We start from the raw sequence: 18,624 nt of genomic DNA on the forward strand, positions 1-18,624 counted from the left end.
CGCCTACAGGCGGGTGAGCCCGGTGACGTGGAGGACGGCCTGCCCCTCCTCGTCGGACGCGGCCAGGTCGACCTCCGCGCCGATGCCCCAGTCGTGGTTTCCGGCCGGGTCGTCGACGATCTGCCGGACCCGCCACAGCTCCTTCTCCTCCTCGATGAGCAGGAGGGCGGGGCCGCGGGCGGCCGGGCCGGTGCCGATCTCGTCGTGCTCGTCGTAGTACGCGTCGAGCCCGGCGGCCCAGTCGACGTCCGGGTAAAGCTCGACCAGTTCCTCCTCCCGGTCGAGCGCGGCCAGCTCGACCATGCGGAACATCGCGTTGCGGACGAGCACCCGGAAGGCGCGGGGGTTCGCGGTCACCGGGCGGATGCGGGTCTCCAGTTCGTCGCGCTCCTCCAGGGCCTGCGACGGGTTGGCCAGCTTCTCCCACTCGTCGATCAGGCTGGAGTCCACCTGGCGCACCAGCTCGCCGAGCCACTCGATGAGGTCGATCAGCTCGTCGGTCTTCAGATGCTCGGGCACCGTCCGCGACAGCGTCCGGTACGCGTCGGCCAGGTAGCGCAGCACCGTGCCCTCCGACCGGGCCAGCTCGTAGAACTGGATGTAGTCGGTGAAGGTCATGGCCCGCTCGTACAGGTCCCGGACGATCGTCTTCGGGCTGACCACGTGGTCGCCCACCCAGGGGTGGCCGCGCCGGTAGGTCTCGTACGCGCCGAAGAGCAGGTCGGCCAGCGGCATCGGATAGGTGATCTCGGCGAGGCGCTCCATTCGCTCCTCGTACTCGATCCCGTCGGCCTTCATCTGCGCGACGGCCTCGGCGCGCGCCTTGTTGAGCTGGGCGTGCAGGATCTGCCGCGGGTCGTCCAGGGTGGACTCGACGATCGACACCACGTCCAGCGCGTACGTGGGCGACCCCGGGTCGAGCAGCTCGAACGTGGCCAGGGCGAACGTGGACAGGGCCTGGTTGAGCGCGAAGTCCTCCTGCAGGTCGACGGTGAGCCTGGCCCTGCGGCCGAGGTCGTCCGGCTCCGGCAGGGTCTCCACGATGCCCCCGGCCAGCAGCGACCGGTAGATCGCGATGGCATGGCTGATGTGCCGCCGCTGCGCCGCGCGGTCCTCGTGGTTGTCGGTGAGGAGGCGCTTCATGGCCTGGAAGCAGTCGCCCGGCCGGTTGATGATCGAGAGCAGCATGGCGTTGCTGACCTTGAACCGTGAGGTCAGCGGCTCGGGCTCGGCCGTCTGAAGCTTCTCGAACGTCTCCTCGCTCCAGCCGACGAAACCCTCCGGCGGCTTCTTGCGGGCGTAGCCGCGCCGCCGCTTCGGGTCGTCGCCGATCTTCGCCAGGGCCCGCTCGTTCTCGATGACGTGGTCGGGCGCCTGGCACACCACGTAGCCGACGGTGTCGAACCCGGCCCGGCCGGCCCGCCCGGCGATCTGGTGGAACTCCCGGGCCCGGAGCCGCCGCACCCGGTTGCCGTCGAACTTCGACAGCGCGGTGAACAGGACCGTCCTGATGGGCACGTTGACGCCGACGCCGAGGGTGTCGGTGCCGCAGATGACCTTCAGCAGCCCGGCCTGGGCCAGCTTCTCCACCAGCCTGCGGTATTTGGGCAGCATGCCGGCGTGGTGCACGCCGATCCCGTGCCGGACCAGCCGGGACAGCGCCCGGCCGAACCGGGTGGTGAAGCGGAAGCCGCCGATGAGCCGGGCGATGGCCTCCTTCTCGGCCTTGGTGCACATGTTGATGCTCATCAGGGCCTGCGCCCGCTCCATCGCGGCGGCCTGGGTGAAGTGCACCACGTAGACGGGGGCCTGCTGGGTCGAGAGCATCTCTTCCAGGGTCTCGTGCAGCGGGGTGACCCGGTAGGAGTACAGCAGCGGCACGGGCCGTTCGGCGTGCTTGACGACGCTCGTGGGACGGCCCGTCCGGCGGGTCAGGTCCTTCTCGAACCGCTCGACGTCGCCCAGCGTGGCGGACATCAGGACGAACTGGGCCTGCGGCAGTTCCAGCAGCGGAACCTGCCACGCCCAGCCGCGGTCGGGCTCGGCGTAGAAGTGGAACTCGTCCATGATGACCGTGCCCACGTCGGCGTCCGCGCCGTCACGCAGGGCGATCTGCGCGAGGATCTCGGCGGTGCAGCAGATGATCGGGGCGTCGGCGTTCACCGAGGCGTCCCCGGTCATCATGCCGACGTTCTCGGTGCCGAACAGCGCGCACAGGTCGAAGAACTTCTCCGACACGAGGGCCTTGATCGGCGCGGTGTAGAAGCTGACCTCGTCCCGGCCCAGCGCGGCGAAGTGGGCGCCCGCCGCCACCAGGCTCTTGCCCGAGCCCGTGGGCGTCGCCACGATCACGTTGTTGCCGGAGACGACCTCGATCAGCGCCTCCTCCTGCGCCGGGTAGAGCGTGAGCCCCCGTTCGGTGTTCCAGGCGACGAACGCGTCGAAGACCGCGTCGGGTGCCGGGTCGGGGGGAAGACGCCGCAGAAGGCTCGTGCTGTCGCTCACGCCCTCCATCCTGCCCAAGTCGCCGCACTGTTTCGACCCGCCGGGCCCCGCCCGTCCCGATCGCCCGGGGAACGAACCCGGAACCGGTCGCCACACACCCGGAACGGCGCAGGACGGGAACGGGACCGGAAAGGCCGGGCCCGGCTACCGCAAAAAGGTGTGGCGAGGGGAGTATTCGCAGGTCAAGCACACAAACTAGCGGTATGGGGCAGAAGTGGGCAGAGGTCGTCGCCCGCAGCCGGGATCGGATCGTCGACCTGCTGCTGGCGCTCGCGATCCTCGCCTTCACGATCCCGCCGGCGTCCACCGGCGGTTTCCTGGCGCTCGTGGTGGCTCCCGCGCCGATCCGGGTCCTCGTGGCGCTCGCCACCGCCGTCGCGGTGCTCGCCCGGCGTCGTACGGCGTGGCCCCTGATGGCGGGGGCCGTGGCCTGCGCCGCGTTGGCGGGATCGCTCGTGCCGCTGACCCTCGCGGCGTACTCGATGACGGCGCGGGGCACGGTGCGCCGCTGGCAGCGGGCGGCGGCCGGGCTGGCGGTCGTCTACGTGATCGCCGAGAGCGCCGGGCGGTACACGGGCGGGCAGGTCGTCATCTCCGCCGTGCGCGCCCTTACCCTGGTCTACGCCCCGGCGCTGGTCGGCACGTGGGCGCGGGACCACCGCGAGATGATGACGCGGCTGTGGCGGGAGGTCCGGACGCGGGAGGAGCAGGCCGCGTCGGCGGAACGGCGCCGCCTCGCGGGGGAGCTGCACGACTCGGTGACCCACGCCGTCACCGTCATGGTCCTCAACGCCGGCATGATCCAGGACACCGACGACCCGGACGAGATCCGCGCCATGGCCGGGACGATCGAGGACAAGGGCGTACGGGCGCTGACGGAGCTGCGGGAACTGCTCACCTCTCTGCGGCGCAGGGACCTGCCGCCGTCGGCGGAGGGGTGCCAGGGCATCCCGAGACTCGTGCGGGAGAGCAGGGACGCCGGTCTGAAGGTCGACCTGTGCTACGACCTCGGCGACCGGGAGCCGCCGCGCGACGTGGGTCACGCGTGCTTCCGCGTGGTCCAGGAGGGGCTCAGCAACGTCTGCAAGCACGCGCGGAAGTCGGACGTCAGGGTGCGGTGCCTGATGCGCGACGAAGAGGTGGAGGTGTCGGTGGTGAACAGCGCCGTCGACGGCGCCGTCGACGGCCACGTCGAGGGCCCCTGCTACCGGCGGCCCGGGCGCGAACGGGAGCCGGGCTACGGGCTGGCCGGGCTGCGGGAACGGGTCAGCGCGCTCGGCGGGCGGCTCACCTGCGGGCCGACGGACGAAGGCGGCTTCGCCCTGTCGGCGGTGATCCCGCTGTCGGCCACGGTGCCCCCGCCCGAAACCGAGCACTGACCCCGCGGCCGGGTCTCATCGGCCGCGCCGGGCCTCAGAGCCCGAGGTCCTCGATCTCCTTGAGCAGGGCCGAGCGAGGGCCGTCGGAGGCGGGCCGCCGGGCCCCGGACGGCGGTGGCCCGGAGGCGGTCCGGCGGTCGCGGAAGAGGTAGCCGCCCAGGATGCCGCCGGCGAACCCGAACAGGTGGGCCTGCCAGCCGATGCCCTCCGCGGGCAGCAGGCCGGCGAACTGGTAGGCGAAGCACAGGCCCATGACCAGGCCGATGACGATGTCGATCAGATGCCGGTCGAAGGCGCCGCGAACCAGGACGTACCCGAAATATCCGAACACGAGGCCGCTGGCCCCGGCGCCCACGGAACCGGGGGCGGCGGTGAACCACGATCCCGCTCCGCTGGCGACCGCGATGAGGCCGGTGACGCCCAGGAAGCGCCGTACGCCCCGGTAGGCGGCCAGGAAGCCGAAGATGAACAGCGGCCCCGAGTTGCCCTCGATGTGGGCCCAGCTCCAGTGCAGGAGCGGCGCGGTGACGATGCCGGGCAGCCCCCCGGCGTCCCAGGACCTGATCCCGTAGCTGAAGCTGAGCCGGTAGCCGTCGGCCCAGTTGACCACCTGGATCACCCAGATCAGGGCCAGGAAGCCCACCATGACCCAGAACGCCTTGCGGGCTTCGGCGATCATGATCTCAGCGGTGCGGCCGTCGGTCACGGCACCTCTCCGTCCCATCGCGATGACGGTCGATGACCCGGGAAAGATACCGCCGGCGGACCCGTCCGGACAGGCCGTCGCCGCCAGATCGCCGTTCGCCGCGATCTCGGGGGCGCCGGACGCCGCCTAACCCTCGATCAGCTCCTCCGCCACGGCCAGGGCGGCCGCCACCCGCTCCTCGTCGGTGGCCTCGGTGTCGGGGGCGACGAACCACGCCATGTGCAGGGTGAACACCGCCATCGCCCGCTTGAGCGAGGTGGTCAGCGTGTCGCCCGGCTCGCCGAGCACCCGCAGGAGTTCCGTCGACCGCTCCCGGATCACCTCGACCTTGCTGTGGCCCCGCAGCGCGGTCTGGTTGCGCTCCATGAAGCGCATGACCGCGTGGTGGCGGGGCCCGGTCATGTCGGCCGCGTACCGGCGGAGGATCTCCCTGCGCGTCTCCGGACCGCGTGGCTGCCGGGCCGCCCATGCGATCAGCTCGTCGAGGGCGGCGATCCGGTCCTCGGTCAGGCTGGCCACGATGTCCTCTTTGGTGCGGAAGTGGTAATACAGCGCGGCCTTGGTCACGCCGAGTATCTCGGCGATCTCCCGCAGCGATGTCGCCTCGTACCCCTTCTCCGTGAAGAGCTGGAGGGCGACCTCCTGGATGCGGGTCCGCGTGTCTTTCTGTGCACCCATGCGTGGCTGTTCCCTTATTTACTTGACGGCCGGCAAGTAGGGAAAATACCCTATGCCCGGTCACTAGCCGGTCGTCAAGTAAGCTTTTTTACCACAAGGGGGCGCCTCCATGACCGAGGCCGCGGCCGTGCCTGGGCGGTCGAAGGAAGTAATGGCCGTCCTGCCCGGCCTGATGCTGGCGATCATGCTCGCCATGCTGGACAACATGATCGTCGGTACGGCGATGCCGCGGATCGTCGGCGAACTGAACGGTCTCGAGTACTTCACGTGGGTGACCACCGCCTACGTGCTCGGGACCACGGTGTCGACCCCGATCTGGGGCAAGCTGGGCGACCTGTACGGCCGCAAGAACATCTTCATCGGCTCGATCGTGCTGTTCCTCGTCGGATCGGCGCTGTGCGGCATGGCGGGATCGTCGCTGCTGGGGGGCACGAGCGACGGAATGGCCGAGCTGATCGCCTTCCGGGCGTTGCAGGGCCTCGGCGCGGGCGGCCTCATGGTCAACGTGATGGCCATCATCGGCGACCTGGTGCCGCCCCGGGAGCGGGGCCAGTACCAGGGCATCATGGCCGCGATCATGTCGCTCGCGATGATCGCCGGCCCGCTCGTCGGCGGATTCATCACCGACAACCTCGACTGGCGCTGGGCCTTCTACGTGAACCTGCCTCTCGGCGGTGTGGCCCTCGTCTGGCTGATCGCCCGGCTCCACCTGCCGAAGCACAGGACCGAGCACCGCATCGACTGGCTCGGCGCCGGCGTGCTGACCGTCGGCATCACCGCGCTCGTCCTGATCACCTCGTGGGGCGGCCAGTCGCACGGGTACGCGTGGGGCTCCTGGCAGATCCTGTCACTGGCGGCCCTGGCGCTGGTCGCGATCGCCGCCTTCATCCCCATCGAGCGGCGCGCGGCCGAGCCGATCATCCCGCTGCACGTCTTCCGGATCCGCAACTTCACGCTGATCTCGCTGATCGGCTTCCTGCTGGGCTTCGCGATGTTCGGGGCGCTCAGCTTCATCCCGCTCTACCAGCAGCTGGTGCAGGGCTCCACGGCGACCAACTCGGGCCTGCTCCTGCTGCCGATGATGGCCTCGGCCATGGTCGTGTCCCTGTTCGTCGGCCGGGCGATCACCAAGACCGGCAAGTACAAGATCTACCCGGTGGTCGGCGGCGTGATCATGGCCGTCGGGATGTTCCTACTGGGCCTGCAGGACGCCTACACCCCTTCCTGGCAGACGGGCGTGTTCATCGCCGTGCTCGGCCTCGGCATGGGCTTCCTGATGCAGACCACGATGCTGATCGCGCAGAACAGCGTCGAGCAGAAGGACCTCGGTGTGGCCAGCAGCGCCTCGACGTTCTTCCGCTCCATCGGCGGCTCGTTCGGTGTCTCGCTGTTCGGGGCCATCTTCAACAACCAGCTCGCCGCCAACCTGGCCGACCGGCTTCCCCCCCAGATGGCCCAGGGCGTGAACCTGGAGGGCGGCCGGATGGACCCGGCCCAGCTCGCCCAGCTGCCCGCGCAGGTGAAGGTGCCGCTCCTGGAGTCCCTCGCAGGCGCCATCGGCTCGGTCTTCATGTGGGCGATCGTGTTCGCCGCGCTGGTCCCGGTGATCGCCGTCTTCGTGAAGCACGTGGCGCTGCGCAGCGGCGCCCCCGGCCAGAACCAGCCGCAGGAGGAGGCGGCGGCGCCCGTCGCCGCCTTCGACTGACGGACAGCTGACAGGCAACTGACTGACAGGCCGGTACGGCTCACGCCCCGCGCGGGGCGTGAGCCGTACCGGTTTCCGCGCGGTCGCGCGGGGGCCCGGGAACCGGGATCAGGCGGGGCGCTCGGCGCGGTCGCCCGACCAGTCGGTGTGGAAGACGCCCTCGGTGTCGACCCGCCGGTAGGTGTGGGCGCCGAAGTAGTCACGCAGCCCCTGGATCAGCGCCGCGGGCAGCCGGTCGCGCCGCAGGCCGTCGTAGTAGGCCAGGGCCGAGGAGAAGCCGGGGGTGGGCACGCCGATGGTCGCCGCCGTCGCCACCACCTTGCGCCATGACTCCTGCGCCTCCTCCAGCACCGCGGCGAAGGTCGGGTCCACGAGCAGGGACGGCAGCGCCGGTTCGGCGTCGTAGGCCGCCCGGATGCGGTCGAGGAACCGGGCCCGGATGATGCAGCCGCCCCGCCAGATCGTGGCCATGGCGCCGAGGTTCAGGTCCCAGCCGTACTCGCGGCTCGCGGCCGCCATCTGGTCGAAGCCCTGGGCGTACGCGACCACCTTGGAGGCATACAGCGCGCGGCGCACGTCCTCGACCAGGCCGGAGTCGGCCGCGGTCCCGGACGGCCCGGCCAGCGAGCGGGCCGCGGCCCGCTGCTCGGGGTGCCCGGACAGGGCGCGGGCGAAGACGGCCTCGGCGATGCCCGTGACCGGGACGCCGAGCTCGAGCGCGCCCTGGACCGTCCACCGGCCGGTGCCCTTCTGCTCGGCCTGGTCGACCACCACGTCGACGAACGCCTTGCCGGTGACCGGGTCGACGTGCCCGAGCACCTCGGCCGTGATCTCGATCAGGTACGACTCGAGGTCGCCCCGGTTCCACTCCCGGAAGACATCGGCCAGCTCCTTGGGGCTCAGCCCGAGGGCCTGCCGGAGCAGGTCGTACGACTCCGCGATGAGCTGCATGTCGGAGTATTCGATGCCGTTGTGCACCATCTTGACGAAGTGCCCGGCGCCGTCGGGGCCGACGTGGACGCAGCACGGGGTGCCGTCGACCTTGGCCGCGATGTCCTCCAGCAGCGGGCCGAGCGTCTCGTACGCCTCGGCGGCGCCGCCCGGCATGATGCTGGGGCCGTTGAGCGCGCCCTCCTCGCCGCCGGAGATGCCGGTGCCGACGAAGTGGAGGCCGCGCTCGCGCAGCGCCGCCTCACGCCGCCGGGTGTCGGCGAAGTGGGCGTTGCCCCCATCTATGATCATGTCGCCCGGTTCCATGTGGGCGGCCAGTTCCTCGATTACGGCGTCGGTGGACGGGCCCGCCTTCACCATGATGATCGCCTTGCGCGGCCGCTCCAGTGAGGCCACGAACTCCTCGACGGAGCCCGAGGACAGGAAGGCGCCCTCGTCCTTGTACTGCTCCATGAATTCGTCGGTGCGGCTCTGCGTCCGGTTGTGCACCGCCACGACGTGGCCGTGATGCGCGAAGTTGCGGGCCAGATTGCGCCCCATGGTCGCGAGTCCGGTCACCCCGACATCTGCTTTTTTCATGCCTCCAGTCATATACCCCAGGCGCGCCGTACGTCGGATCGGCCGGGCCCCTGCGAGAAGGGGTCGCGGCGGTTGTCGAGCCGCGGCCGGTCCGACCTGGCCGCCTGATGACGTACCATGACAAAACCCTTTAAACTCAGCGGGTTTTGTATAGAGATGGCAGCCTGGTGGGCGAGGACGCTTGGAGTCTCCCCCGAACCTCTGTTATCAGGAGGGAACGCCCGGGGCCGGGCCGTCCACCGTCGTCGCAGTCGTCACACAACGGAGATCCACGTGTTCACACCGCAGCCGGAACGGTCAGTCGTCGCGGTTCCCCCACCCGGTGACGGGCCGGGATTCTGGTCGGGCGCTCCCAGCGCCGTCAGCGCGGGCGGATGGATCTACCTCGCCTACCGGCTCCGCCGGCCCCTCGGAGAGGGCCGCGGCTACGCCGTCCAGGTGGCCAGGTCGGCGGACGGCGAGCGCTTCGAGCCGCTGCTGACCATCACCAAGGAGGAGATGAAGACCGAGTCGCTGGAGCGGCCGGCCCTCGTGCTCACACCCGGCGGCGTGTGGCGGCTCTATCTCAGCTGCGCGACGTACGGCACCAAGCACTGGCGGGTGGAGGTCATCGAGGCGGGCGACCCCGGCGGCTTCGATCCCGCGAACGCGCGGGTCGTGCTCCCGGGAGACCTCAAGACCGGCGTCAAGGACCCGGTGATCCTTCACCACGGCGGCATGTGGCACCTGTGGGCGTCCTGCCATCCGCTGGAGATTCCGGAGGAGGCCGACCAGATGGTCACCGACTACGCGACCAGCGTCGACGGCCTGGAGTGGGTCTGGCAGGGCACCGCGCTCGACCGGAGGCCGGAGGAGTGGGACGCGCGCGGCGTGCGGATCAGCGCCGTCACCTTCACCGGTGAGACCGTCATCGCCTACTACGACGGACGCGCCACGGCCGCGGAGAACTACGAGGAGAGGACGGGCGTCGCCATCGGCCCCGATCCGTCCACGCTGACCGCCGTCGGCACCGAGCCGGCCGCCGGCTCGCCGTACGGCGCGGGAGGGCTGCGTTACCTGTCCGTCGTTCCGGTCCAGGGCGGTCACCGGCTCTACTACGAGCTCACCCGGGCCGACGGCACGCACGAGCTGCGCACCGAGCTGCGTACCGGGACGGCCTGAGCCCTCAGTCACGCGGGCGGCCGTTGCGGGCCTGCCGCTGGCCCGTCGGCCGGCTGCCGACCAGGCCGCCCGACCGCTCGCGCGGGCGCAGCCAGTCGCCGTAGTCCTGGTCGGTGATCTCCTGGAGCAGGGCGATGTCGGCGGCGAAGTAGGACAGCAGCTCCTGGCGCTGCGCCCACGTCAGGGGTTGCCGCGGGTGTCCCCTGCGCTGCAGCAGCCGCTCCAGCGGCCCCGTGAGCCGCCGGCCCAGCAGGGGGTCGCCGAGCCGGGCGATCCTCGCCAGCGCGCGGTGGCGGCGTGTCTGCGGCGGGTGAGCCGTGACGTTCTCGCGCGGCATCTCGGTCAGCAGGCCCTGCTCGACCCCGAGGAACCCGCAGATGCGATCGAGGGTCTCGGTGGGACGGTCGACCAGGTCGCGGTAGCGCAGGATCAGCACCTGCTCCCGCGGGAACAGCGAGTAGAGGTCCCTGAGCTGTGCGCCGTACCGGCCGAGACCCACGTAGTGCCAGAACGGCGACCAGCCCTCGGCGGCACGCCACCGCTCGGCCGCGCACGCCTCGATGACGTCGCCGATCGGCTCCAGCCCCGCCGACCACAGGTGGGTCCAGTTGGAGTGCGCCCGTTCCACCGGGTCGCGCAGGGAGACGATGAGCCGCGCGTCCGGGACCGCCGCTCTGATCCGCCGCTGGGCGTGCCTGTCGTAGAGGTAGAACGGGGTCGACTCGCCACGGAGCGCGCCGGTCGGAGCATCCGCGAAGAGGGCCTCGTAGTCGGATCGGCGCCAGACGTGCTCCCGGTAGGTCTGGGCGTCACCGGGCCCGCCCTTCGCGGGAGGGGGGCCGTCGGTGAGGAAGAACTTCGGTTCCTTCACCGGGGACATGAACAGCCCCGGGTGACGGGAGAGGGCCGCGTGCAGCGCGGTGGTGCCTGCCTTGGGCACACCGACGATCAAGAAGTCCGGCAGGGCCATCGCATCCTCCCATTTCCCGACAAGGTTTGTAGTAAACACCTCCTGGAAAGGGTCTCATCGGAGTGGGTCTACCACCAAGGCGGCCGGACCTATCTCATCGGGCGCACTGGTCTTCCCCTACCTCATGGATCTCGTCCGATGATCCTGCGCGTTCCGCTCGCGCAGCACGATCGCGAGCACGGCGCCCGCGGCGGCCAGCGCGACGCCGGTCCAGAGCATCGCGTCGGTGCCGACGGCCGGGGAGCGCGCGGCGCCCGACACGGCCACGGAGACGGCCACGGAGACGGCCACGCCGAGTGATCCCCCTATGTAGCGGGCGGTGTTGTTCGCCCCGGAGCCCATGCTCGCCCGCCCGGCCGGGACGCTCTCCACCGACAGGCGGGCCAGCGCCGCGTTGGCGAGGCCGCTGCCGGCGCCGATGAGCACGAGACCCACGGTGGCGTGCGGCCAGGACCAGTGCGCGGCCATGCCGAGGAGTCCCAGCTCGCCCACCGCGGCGGCGGCCAGGCCGATCGTGAGCTGCGTACGGCCGAGGAGCCGCAGCCGGCCTCCGGCGATCGCGGTCACCACGGACGTGCCGGTCCACACGGCGGTGGCCCCCGCCGTGCCCAGCGGCGTGAAGCCGCTCGTCACCTGGAGCAGGGCCGCGAGGTACGACATCGGGCCGATGATCGACAGACCGGTGGCGAGGGCCCCGGAGATCGAGACGAGGAACAGCGGGCGGCGGAACAGCGCCAGGTCGAGCATCGGCGCCCGGCGCCTGAGCTCCACCGCGACGAATGCCGCGAGCAGGACCGCCGCGGCGGCGAACAGGCCGGCGACCTCCGGACCGGCCCATCCGGTGCGGCCCTGCGTGACGGCCATGAGCAGGGCGGCAAGCCCGAGGGCCAGGGTGGCCACGCCCGGCACGTCGACCTTTCCGGGCGTCTCGGACCGCGACTCCTCCAGGAACGCGGCCGCGGCCGGCACGAGCAGCCCGGACACCGCGGCGACGACCACGTAGATCAGGCGCCAGCTGGCCCACTGGGTCAGGATCGCCGACAGCGGCGGCCCGATGGTGAGCCCGCCGCCGATCATGGCGCCCCACGCGGCGGTCGCGCGCACCCGTTCGCGCCCCGGCGGGAAGGCGTGCCCGATCATGCCGAGGCTGGAGACGAGCAGGGCCGCGCCCGCGCCGCCCTGGACGATGCGCGCGGTCAGGAAGACACCGAGGTTCGTCGCGAGTGCGGCGGCCGCGGCGGAGACGGCGAGCAGGACCAGGCCGATCACGAACACCCGCTTGCGGCCGTAGTCGTCGGCCAGGGTTCCGGCGCTGAGGAGCAGCGCCGCGAGGCCGAGGGCGATGCCGTTCAGGATCCAGACCTGGCCGGCCGGGCCGGCGTGGAGGCCGGCGGCCGTCTGCGGGAGGGTCGCCGCGGGGGCGGCGTAGTTCATCAGGACGAGCAGCGTCGCGGCGCATCCGAGCACGAGGGTGGCGGAGCGGTGCCGGCGGTCGATGACGGGGTGGACTGCGGCGGGTGCCGATGTCGTCACTGCTGGACTCCATGGTTCGGTGATTGAACTTAGGGGATCCTAGCAGAGTTGATTCATTGACTGAACTGATTGGGTTAGACTTGGCCCATGGCGCTGGGCAAGGACTACGAAGGTCAGGACTGCGCGCTGGCGCGGGCCCTGGAGCTGGTCGGCGAGCGGTGGACGCTCCTGGTGATCAGGGACGCGTTCTACGGCGTGACGCGCTACAGCGACCTGGTCGCCCATCTCGACATCCCGCGGGCGGTCCTGTCCGACCGGCTCCAGACGCTCACCGCGGCGGGGGTGCTGGAACGACGCCGCTACCAGGACTCGCCGCCACGCGACGAGTACGTCCTGACGGAGATGGGCCGGGAGTTGTGGCCCGCCGTGTACGCGCTCAGCCGGTGGGGCGGGCGGCACCTGTCACCGGACGGGCCGAGCAGGGCCTACACGCACGCGGAGTGCGGCACCCGGCTCGATCCCGCCGGTGGGTGCCCTCGGTGCGGGAACGGCCTGGTGCCGCCGGAGGACGTCGCCTTCCGGCCCATGCGGCCCACGCGGGAGGACCGTAGCGATCAGGTCAGCCGCGCGCTGTCCGGGCCGCGTCGGCTGCTGCGGCCGCTGGCCGAGGTCGATTAGCCGCCCAGTGGCCCTCACGCGGGACCGGCCGCGGGTCCCGCTCGGCGTCGAACCAGATCTCGAACCACACGATGGTGCGGCCGCACTCCCGGACCAGCCCCCAGCGGTCCGACAGAGCGTCGAGAAGCGGAAGACCGCGGCCGCCGGTCGAGCCGCCGGCGACCGGATGGCCGGCGCAGGGCGGCCTGGCGGAGCCGCCGTCCTCGACGCAGACGCGGATCCGGTCGGCCAGGCGCGCGACGGTGACGGTGAAGGTACCGCCCGCGCCGGAACGCGAGTGGAGGACGGCGTTGGTGGCGATCTCGCTTGTCAGCAGCACGCAGTCGTCGTGCCGGGGGTGATCGCGCCCCAGGGTGGCCGACACCAGTCTCCGGGCCCGGCCGACCTGGTCGCGCCCGCCGCCGAGCCGTGCCACGCGGTTGCCCGCGCCGTCCCCCGAGATCTCCATGGCATCCTCCCACTCTCGCCGCGCTTACATGACGCCCCCACGCCTGACCGAGATGTCACGAGAAAGTAGGAGTCTGCTAGCCGTACGGACCACGGGCATGACCTCCGGCAGGCGTGGTGACCCAGGGGAGCGACCGGCGGAGTGCCCGGCGGCGGGGCGCGGTCAGTGCTCCGCCGCGGCCGAACCGTTCACGGTGAGGACCCGGTCGGGCACCTCGATGGCGGGGAAGGTGCCGGTGTCGACGATGCCGTGCTCCCGGAAGGCGGCCTCCAGCAGCGCGTGAGCCTGCGGCTCCAGCTTCCACAGCGCCCGCCACTCCCGTGCGGTGCCGATGGGGATGCCGACCTCCTGGGCGATGTCGGCGGCGCGGGGCACGTACTTGCGATCGATCTGCTGTTCCCAGTACTGCCGGGCGGAGCGCATCTGGGCGGCGCGCTGGGCGGTGTCGACCTGCGGCGCCGGGTCGGCGGGCCGGTCCTCCTCGTCGTCCTCGTCGAGGACCGTGACCGTGCCGGGGAGAGGCAGCGCGGCGGGTCCCTCGGGCTCGTCGGGCGCCCACGGCACGGGCGGGGTGAGGTCGATCAGAGCGGCCGTATTGTAGAGCGCTCCAATTTGGGAGAGCAACTCCTCCTGCCGTTTGTCGTCGACCGCCAGGCCCGTGTATTCGACGGCGCGGTCCATCGCCCGGTCGAGTTTCGCCAGCGCGACGCGCATCTTGCGCTGGGACGCGCCCGCCTCGCGCAGCGCGCGGGCCCGCTTGGCGGCCAGCGCCACCTGGGTGAGCTTGCGGTGGGCGTCGACCTCGCTGGCGGTGCGGTCGCTCGCCTCGGCCAGGCCGACGCGGACCAGCACCCGCTCCGGGGTGAGCCGCCAGTTGATGCGGGAGCGGCCGGTGATGCGGTGCCGCTCGATGGCCATGCCGCGCTCCCACAGCCAGGCGGCCACCAGCGGGGCGGCCAGGCGGAACACGGCCTCGGCGACGCTGCGGGCGTCCATGCTGGACAGCACCGCCGACAGGCAGGTGAGAGCCCAGACGGCGATGCCGTCGATGCCGGCGGAGTAGTTCTCCCGCATGTTGCGGCGGGCCCGCACGGCGCTGGTGATCACCGCGACCTCGATGAAGGCGAACAGCAGCAGCCGCAGCGGTCCGTCGAATCCGAGCACGTCCCCGGAGAACCGCCACATTCCCTGGGCGGAGACGCCGGTGGCGATGCTGGCGGCGACGATGGTGAGGATGTCCTCGGTGGGGCGGCCACCGGCCCAGCGGCGCAGCATCCTGGACACCGCGCGGACGGCCACGTGCAACGCGAAATAGATCGCCGCCAGCAGCACCAGGGCGAACAGGCAGATGAATACCGCTCCGACGGGGTGCTCCGACGCGAAGGCGGTTATCTGATCAATGGGGGGCATCAGTCACGGTCTTTCGACGTCCGACACTTTTTATCGCGATCATTCCAGAAGCCTGCCGCGCCGGTACCGGAAACGGCGGCCTACGCCTGTGGCGATTGGGACGTGCGGCACCTCAAGCATCGACTCAAGCGACGGCTCAGGCCCCGGCTCAGGCCTCAGGTCAAGGGACGCCTTGGGGACGACTCAGGAGACCGGGGACGCGAGCCACTCGTCCACGCCGCGGCGCAGCCGCTCCTTGGTGGCCTCAGGGGCGAACGACGCGTCGACCGACGCCCGGGCGAGCGCGGCCAGGACGTCGTCGCCGTATCCGAAGGCGTCCCTGACCCGGGCGTACTCCTCCGCCAGCGACGTCCGGGCGGTCAGCGGGATGTCGGTGTTCAGCGTGACGGTCAGCCCGGCGTCGAGCAGGAGCGGCAGCGGGTGGGCCGCGAGCGAGGGAGCGAGCCCGAGGGTGACGTTCGACGACGGGCACACCTCCAGGGGGACGCCCCGCTCGCGCACCTCGGCGACCAGATCGGCGTCCTCCAGGACGCGCACGCCGTGGCCCAGCCGCTCGGTCCGCCCGAGGGCGAGCGCCTCCCGGATGCTCGCGGGGCCCTCCGTCTCGCCCGCGTGGTGGACGAGGTGGAGCCCGGCGTCCGCCGCCGCCTCGATGATTTCGGCGAACGGCGCGAGCGGGTACGACTCGTCACCGGCCATGCCGATGCCGGCGACGCCCCGGTCCGCGTGGGCGGTGGCCAGCCCGAGAGTGCGCCGGGCGCGGCCGGCGGACCGCCTGCGGGAGTGGTCGAGCAGCACCCGGCACTCCACGCCGTACGTGGCCGACCCCTCGGCCAGTCCGTCGAGGACGGCGTCCAGGGGCATCTCGAGGTCGCCGAGCCGTTCGCCGTGGGAGGCCGCCGTGAACGTCACCTCGGCGTAGCCGGTGCCCTGCGCGGCCTCGTCCTCGCAGAATTCGACGGCGATCCTGCGGAAGTCCTCCGGCCGTCGCAGGCAGTCCCGTAGGAGTGAATTGTGGTCGGCGAACGCGCGGAAGCCGTCGAAGGACGTCCCGTCCGAGACCGGGGGGACCGGTAGCCCGTTGGCCTCGGCGATCTCGTGGAGCGTCCCCGGCCTGATCGTGCTCTCCAGGTGGACGTGCAGGTGGGCCTTGGGCAGTGCGACGATCTCCCGCATGCCCGCGAGGATAGGACAGGGCCCGCGCGACGCCCGTCAGAGGGGCAGGTTGAGCCGGGCGAGCGGCTCGACCAGTTCCTCCTCCTCGTACGCGAGATGCGACAGCAGTACCTCCGACAGCAGGTCGACCTGCTCCCGCACCCCGTCGAGCCGGTCGGCATCCTCGATCATGGCCACCAGTGCCGCGTCGAGATCGGTCAGCACCTCGGCGACGATCTCGTGCTCCTGCTCCAGCCGCTTCACGACCGGCGCGAGGGACTCCTGCGCGCGGGCGAGGGACGGGAACATGTGCTCGTCCTCGATCGTGTGATGTGTGGTCAGCAGCCGGCAGTAGGACGCGCAGAACGCGCCGAGAGTCCAGTAGTTCTGCCGCATCGTCAGCTCGCTGATCATCGAACGCAGCGCGGCGGCCTCGACGCGTCCTTCGGCCACCTGCTCCACCGCGTCCCTGACCTGGGCGAGCTCCCGGCGCAGGTGGTCGTGGATGAGCACGAGCCGGCGGCCGTTCTCCTGCTGGGCGGGCGGCAGCGCGGCCAGGTCGCGCTTGGGCAGGCGCGGGCGGGTGGACTCGTCGAGCCGGCCCGCAGCCGATGTGGCCCGCAGAGGCCCGTTGTCACCCATTTCCCGGTATTACCTCCGAGTCGTCCTGATTTCGAGGGAGCCTACCGGGACATCCTTCTGGCAGGATCCTGCGGCATGGAGCTCCAGGTCCCGGAGGGAACGATTCTGTCGGTCGTGGTCGGCTCACGCGCGTACGGACTGGACACCGACGATTCGGACGTCGACAGGCGGGGCGTGTTCGTCGCGCCGACCGAGGCGTTCTGGCGCCTGGACAAGCCTCCTGAGCACGTGGAGGGTCCGATGCCCGAGCAGTTCTCCTGGGAGGTCGAGCGCTTCTGCGTGCTCGCGCTGGCCGCCAACCCGACCGTCCTGGAGTGCCTCTGGTCGCCCATCGTCGAGCGTGCGCTGCCCGTAGGAGAGGAGCTGCGGGGCATGCGGCGGGCGTTCCTCTCCCGCAAGGCGGTGGACGCCTGCGCCGAGTACGCCGGACGCCAGTTCCGCCGGCTCGGCGGGTCCACGCGCGGGGACGGCGGCGCTCCGGCCGGCAAGGACGCGCGAGCCGGGAAGATGGCCATGCACGCGCTGCGGCTGCTTCTCTGCGCCGTCCACCTGGCCCGCCACGGGGAGCCGCTGGTCCGCGTCGACGGCCATCGCGACCGCCTCCTGGCCGTACGACGGGGTGAGACGCCGTGGCCGGACGTGACGCGCTGGCGGGACGAGCTGCTGGCCGATCTGGACGGGACCCGGACGGGCGTGGCGCTGCCGGAGCGTCCCGACCGTGAGGCGGTCGAGGCGTTCCTCGCCGGGGCGCGGAGGTCGGCGCTGTGACCGCGGTGCTGCCGGGCTGGCTCGGCGAGATCCCGGGCGGGCAGCCGCATCCGCTGGGCTTCGCGACCGTGAGCGGCGCCCACCTGTACGGCTTCCCCTCCGACGACTCCGACGTCGACCTGCGGGGCGTGCACGTCCTGCCGCTGGAGGAGATCGTCGGGCTGCGGACGGGCGAGGAGACGGTCGTCCACTCGTGGACCAGGGACGGGGTCGAGGTCGACCTCGTCACACACGACCTCGCCAAGTTCTGCCGCCTGCTGCTGAACAAGAACGGCTACGTCCTGGAGCAGCTGCTGTCGCCCCTCGTCGTGTACACGACGCCGCTGCACGAGGAACTGGTGGCGCTGGCGCCCGGCTGCCTCACCCGCCACCACGCCCACCACTATCTCGGGTTCGCCCGCACGCAGCGGCGGCTGTTCGACCGGACGGGCGAGCTGAAGCCCCTGCTGTACGCGTTCAGGGTGCTGCTGACGGGCATCCGTCTGATGCGGACCGGGGATCTCGAGGCCGACCTCACCCGCCTGTACGACGAGGGGCCCGCCTACCTGCCGGACCTGGTCGCCGCCAAGCGGTCGGCCGAGCACGGGGCCCTGCCGGAGGACGCTCCGGACCGGCCCGCGCTCGACCGCGATCTCGACCGGCTGACCACCGTCCTGGAGGCCGCCGGTGACGCCTCCCACCTGCCCGGCGGGCCGTCCGCCGGGGACGCGCTGCACGACCTCGTCATCCGTACACGTCTGGCGGGCCGCGACGAGGGCCCCTTTTCCCGGGTCGGCTCGCGGCGCGGCGACCCGGTCGCGGATAATAGGTCGAGCCGCCACCATCCCGGGAGACCCGCGTGACCACTTCGTTCAACGACAACCTGGACCTGGCCGCGACCGCGGAGAAGCTGGCCGACAGCGCTCCCACCGGTTCGATCAGGCATGCCGCGGCCAAGTCGGTCGCCATCACCTTCGCCACCACGAGAGACCTGTCCGAGGCCCGGACCGCCCTGGGCGGGCTCACGCCCGACGAGGTGCGCCGGGCGGCGCTGGAGCTGTTCAGCGAGATCTCCGGAACGTCCGCGTAGTCCGCGCGAGCCGGATCGCGGTGGCGATCGAGAGATTTTCGCCTGCCGCCACCGCGGTCTCGCGTGTGCTCGCTCATATGTTCGTTTGTGCGCCGTCGCTGATTCCGGGATTCGGCGGCGCCGCTTTCCGCGCGCGGTACGACGCCTTTCCCGCGCGGCGGGAGAAGGATGTCCGGAATAGGCCTCCGGCGCCCCGTCCGGGATAAGCGGGCGCCTCGTGCGCGCGGACGGCGGCGATTTCCCCTCTCGACCGCGGCGGGTGACGCGGCCCAGGTCACGCCGCCGGCTCTCGGCGCTCCCACCGCCTGCCCGATGCCTTCCCCGGCGGCCCGCGATGAGGCCCGGCC

17 protein-coding genes are annotated in these 18,624 nt (G+C 71.5%); 7 read left to right on the forward strand and 10 right to left on the reverse strand.

Features of this window, described 5'->3' with window-relative positions; all coding sequences use genetic code 11:
• Window positions 1–3: 3 nt before the first annotated feature.
• Window positions 4–2,505 (reverse strand): DEAD/DEAH box helicase, encoded by a 2,502-nt coding sequence (locus JOL79_RS18675; protein WP_307848602.1) that lies wholly within the window; start codon window positions 2,503–2,505, stop codon window positions 4–6.
• Between the two features lie 203 nt (window positions 2,506–2,708).
• Here JOL79_RS18675 and JOL79_RS18680 point away from each other — a divergent pair, with 203 nt between their 5' ends.
• On the forward strand, window positions 2,709–3,884 hold the full coding sequence (locus JOL79_RS18680) for a sensor histidine kinase (RefSeq protein ID WP_210157099.1): 1,176 nt from the start codon (window positions 2,709–2,711) through the stop codon (window positions 3,882–3,884).
• 34 nt (window positions 3,885–3,918) lie between these two features.
• Here JOL79_RS18680 and JOL79_RS18685 read toward each other — a convergent pair whose 3' ends face one another.
• Both JOL79_RS18685 and JOL79_RS18690 read right to left on the reverse strand, forming a co-directional pair.
• Window positions 3,919–4,608 (reverse strand): rhomboid family intramembrane serine protease, encoded by a 690-nt coding sequence (locus JOL79_RS18685; RefSeq protein WP_210157100.1) that lies wholly within the window; start codon window positions 4,606–4,608, stop codon window positions 3,919–3,921.
• Between the two features lie 108 nt (window positions 4,609–4,716).
• Window positions 4,717–5,268, reverse strand: coding sequence for a TetR/AcrR family transcriptional regulator (locus JOL79_RS18690; RefSeq protein WP_210157101.1), 552 nt, complete (start codon window positions 5,266–5,268; stop codon window positions 4,717–4,719).
• A 109-nt stretch (window positions 5,269–5,377) separates the two neighbouring features.
• On the opposite strand from JOL79_RS18690, the gene JOL79_RS18695 reads away from it, so the two are divergent.
• Window positions 5,378–6,973: an MDR family MFS transporter gene (locus JOL79_RS18695; RefSeq protein ID WP_210157102.1), complete on the forward strand. Its 1,596-nt coding sequence runs from the start codon at window positions 5,378–5,380 to the stop codon at window positions 6,971–6,973.
• A 108-nt stretch (window positions 6,974–7,081) separates the two neighbouring features.
• On the opposite strand, the gene gnd is transcribed toward JOL79_RS18695, so the two are convergent.
• Window positions 7,082–8,503, reverse strand: a complete 1,422-nt coding sequence (gene gnd / locus JOL79_RS18700) for an NADP-dependent phosphogluconate dehydrogenase (protein WP_210157103.1) — start codon at window positions 8,501–8,503, stop codon at window positions 7,082–7,084.
• A gap of 273 nt (window positions 8,504–8,776) precedes the next feature.
• On the opposite strand from gnd, the gene JOL79_RS18705 reads away from it, so the two are divergent.
• Window positions 8,777–9,664, forward strand: coding sequence for a hypothetical protein (locus JOL79_RS18705; protein WP_230985005.1), 888 nt, complete (start codon window positions 8,777–8,779; stop codon window positions 9,662–9,664).
• Window positions 9,665–9,668: 4 nt separating this feature from the next.
• On the opposite strand, the gene JOL79_RS18710 is transcribed toward JOL79_RS18705, so the two are convergent.
• Window positions 9,669–10,634, reverse strand: coding sequence for a sulfotransferase family protein (locus tag JOL79_RS18710; RefSeq protein ID WP_210157104.1), 966 nt, complete (start codon window positions 10,632–10,634; stop codon window positions 9,669–9,671).
• Window positions 10,635–10,751: 117 nt separating this feature from the next.
• Window positions 10,752–12,167 (reverse strand): MFS transporter, encoded by a 1,416-nt coding sequence (locus JOL79_RS18715; protein ID WP_210157105.1) that lies wholly within the window; start codon window positions 12,165–12,167, stop codon window positions 10,752–10,754.
• Between the two features lie 87 nt (window positions 12,168–12,254).
• Between JOL79_RS18715 and JOL79_RS18720 the strand changes: the two genes are divergently transcribed.
• Window positions 12,255–12,785 carry a winged helix-turn-helix transcriptional regulator gene (locus tag JOL79_RS18720; protein ID WP_210157106.1) on the forward strand — a complete coding sequence of 177 codons (531 nt, stop codon included), beginning with the start codon at window positions 12,255–12,257 and terminating at the stop codon, window positions 12,783–12,785.
• Here JOL79_RS18720 and JOL79_RS18725 read toward each other — a convergent pair.
• The 4 genes from JOL79_RS18725 to JOL79_RS18740 form a co-directional block, all read right to left on the reverse strand.
• Window positions 12,727–13,233 carry an ATP-binding protein gene (locus JOL79_RS18725; RefSeq protein ID WP_210157107.1) on the reverse strand — a complete coding sequence of 169 codons (507 nt, stop codon included), beginning with the start codon at window positions 13,231–13,233 and terminating at the stop codon, window positions 12,727–12,729. The two genes, JOL79_RS18720 and JOL79_RS18725, sit on opposite strands and share 59 nt — an antisense overlap.
• Before the next feature lie 162 nt (window positions 13,234–13,395).
• Window positions 13,396–14,643 (reverse strand): hypothetical protein, encoded by a 1,248-nt coding sequence (locus JOL79_RS18730; RefSeq protein ID WP_210157108.1) that lies wholly within the window; start codon window positions 14,641–14,643, stop codon window positions 13,396–13,398.
• A 183-nt stretch (window positions 14,644–14,826) separates the two neighbouring features.
• A complete protein-coding gene (add, locus tag JOL79_RS18735) occupies window positions 14,827–15,819 on the reverse strand; it encodes an adenosine deaminase (RefSeq protein WP_210157109.1) in 993 nt (330 codons plus the stop codon).
• A 36-nt stretch (window positions 15,820–15,855) separates the two neighbouring features.
• Window positions 15,856–16,440 (reverse strand): hemerythrin domain-containing protein, encoded by a 585-nt coding sequence (locus JOL79_RS18740; protein WP_210157110.1) that lies wholly within the window; start codon window positions 16,438–16,440, stop codon window positions 15,856–15,858.
• A gap of 75 nt (window positions 16,441–16,515) precedes the next feature.
• Here JOL79_RS18740 and JOL79_RS18745 point away from each other — a divergent pair, with 75 nt between their 5' ends.
• Genes JOL79_RS18745 through JOL79_RS18755 form a run of 3 tightly spaced genes read left to right on the forward strand, consistent with a single transcriptional unit; the run spans window position 16,516 to window position 18,277 of the window.
• Complete coding sequence (locus JOL79_RS18745; RefSeq protein WP_210157111.1) at window positions 16,516–17,208, forward strand: nucleotidyltransferase domain-containing protein; 693 nt, start codon at window positions 16,516–16,518, stop codon at window positions 17,206–17,208.
• Entirely contained in the window at window positions 17,205–18,050 is an 846-nt protein-coding gene (locus JOL79_RS18750; protein WP_210157112.1) for a nucleotidyltransferase domain-containing protein, read from the forward strand. Before JOL79_RS18745 ends, JOL79_RS18750 begins: the two co-directional genes overlap by 4 nt.
• Window positions 18,047–18,277: a hypothetical protein gene (locus tag JOL79_RS18755; RefSeq protein ID WP_210157113.1), complete on the forward strand. Its 231-nt coding sequence runs from the start codon at window positions 18,047–18,049 to the stop codon at window positions 18,275–18,277. The genes JOL79_RS18750 and JOL79_RS18755 overlap by 4 nt, the downstream gene beginning before the upstream one ends.
• Window positions 18,278–18,624: the final 347 nt, after the last annotated feature.

The organism is Microbispora oryzae (assembly GCF_017896165.1).
Lineage (GTDB): Bacteria > Actinomycetota > Actinomycetes > Streptosporangiales > Streptosporangiaceae > Microbispora > Microbispora oryzae.